This is a genomic window from Methylophaga lonarensis MPL (assembly GCF_000349205.1).
GTDB lineage: Bacteria > Pseudomonadota > Gammaproteobacteria > Nitrosococcales > Methylophagaceae > Methylophaga > Methylophaga lonarensis.
Map to the genome: position 1 here is coordinate 1 of NZ_APHR01000101.1, position 2,201 is coordinate 2,201.

The 2,201-nt window shown below is 48.5% G+C and carries 1 protein-coding gene; it reads right to left on the reverse strand.

Translation table 11 applies throughout. The features are described from left to right. Positions 1 to 2,186, reverse strand: a 2,186-nt coding sequence (locus MPL1_RS13335) for a sensor domain-containing diguanylate cyclase (RefSeq protein ID WP_152417680.1), incomplete at its 3' end; no start/stop codon positions are given. Between the last annotated feature and the right edge of the window lie 15 nt (positions 2,187 to 2,201).

The window sequence follows — 2,201 nt, forward strand, 5'->3', positions numbered from 1 at the left end:
TCAGTGAAGCGGTCCAGATCCAGGTACATCAAAGCCAGCTTCTGACCATGACGCTCAGCGCTGATCATGGCTTGACGGACCCGATCCTTGAGCATGGATCGGTTGGGCAATCGAGTCAGTGCATCATGTTGCGCCAGAAAGCTGATGGTATTTTCGGCTTCCCGGAATTTGGTGATATCCGACATGATGGCGACGTGATTGATGAGTTTACCGTGACTGTCGTGAACCATGCTGATGGATAACCATTGCAGGTAAATGTCGCCATTTTTTCGGCGGTTCCATATTTCACCACTCCAGACATTATTTTGTTTTAACGATTGCCACATCATTTCGTAAAAAGCCGCATCCTGAGCACCTGAGCTGAGAAGTCGCGGGTTTTTGCCAAGCACTTCTTTTTCATCGTAACCGGTGCAGCTACTAAAGGCCGGGTTGACCTTGATGATGTTGTTATTGGCGTCGGTAATCATCACTGCTTCCTGACCACACCTGAATACCATGGCAGCCAATTGTTGTTCCTGTTCTGCTTGACGCTGCAGTGTAATGTCCCGACTGATGCCCAACAGCCCAACAATTTCTCCACTGGGTGAGCGAAGCGGCGTTTTCAGTGTCTCCAGCAATGCGCTGCGGCCATCCGGGTAGCGAATCCATTCCTGATTGATATGGCTGTGATTTTTTTGCAGTGCCAGCTGATCATTGCGAACAAATAGTTCGGCGGTGTCTTTATCGACAAAATCGGCATCGGTCTTGCCGATAATTTCACTTTCCGGGTGACCGAAATAGTTTTCAAACGCTTTGTTGCAACGAATAAAAACACCATTGGTGTCTTTGCAAAAAATAAGATCCGGGCTTGAATCAATGATGCGTCGCAGTAAAGAGCGTTCTTCCTGGAGCTCCTGTTGTTGCTGTTGGATTTCACTGGTGTCTTCCACCAGAGCAACAAATCTTGCCTGTTCGCCACGGTTATCAAGTTGCAAATCAACTCTCACCGGGTAGCGTGTCCCATCTTTTCGATAATGGAAGGTTTCAAAACGAAGCCGCGGCTTGAGACCTGTCAGCAGCGGTTCGATCATTTGTTTGAATTCACGTTCAGTAAATTCATGTTTCAAATCCAGCGGCGTCAGGCAAGCCAACTCCTCCTGGCTGTAGCCAAGGTTCTCCCTGGCACCTTTGTTGACCAGTGTGAACATCAGGGTTTTGCTGTCAAAAACGTAAATTTCATTCAGTGATCTTTCCAAAATATCACCGAGCCAGACACTGTTGGCCTGGGCTTTTTTCTGAGCACTGACATCGACCGAATTACAGATGATTTTGTCGATCTCACCTTTCTGGTTTTCAACCGCAACCATATGGTTTTGCACGGTGACGTAGTGGCCATCACGATGCCGATAGCGAAGCTCATGGGCTTCTGAACCGCCATTTTTACGTAGCCGGTTCAGCGCTTTTTGCAGCTCATCCAGTTCATCGGCACTCAGATGTTCTGTCCAAACTGCCTGGTCGCTTAACCAGTAGTCACTGTCCAGGCCTGAGTGGTTTTTTACTGACTCGCTGACATAGCTGAGACGAAAAGGATTGGAGGCATCATCAACGATATCAAACACATAAGTCACACTGGGGCTGATTCGCATTAGATTTTGCAGAAATTCGGCCGTTTCTCGCAGTTTTTCGCGTAAAGCGTACTGAGTGGTGACATCCTGAAATACCAGAATAACGCCCTGAATACTGCCATTTTCCAGCCATTTATCACGGATAGGCGCGGCACTGTCGCTAATATGATAGGTCTGCCCGGTTCTACTTTTCAAAAGCGTATGGTTCGCCAGTTCTACTACATTACCCGTCGCAAATACCTGCTCCACAGGATTGCTGATGGTCTCACCGGAACTTGCATTAGCAATGTCAAACACTTGAGGTAAGGCTTGTCCGTAAGCGTCCTGTTGTTGCCAACCGGTCATCTGTTCGGCTTTACTGTTCATTCGAATCACCTTGCCTTCCTTATCAGTCACTATGACGGCATCGCCAATGGAGTCCAGCGTGATGCTTAATCGCTGCTCCTTCTCGCGAATCTGCAGGATTTGCTGCTCCAGTTGTGCGCCGGTTTCAACCAGTGTTTCAGCCAACTGCTGTTGAGCGGTGTCTCCGGTCAGAGGGTTGCTGAGTTTCAACTGTCCCTGCTTAAGCTGATGTGCCATCGACTCCAGGACTGA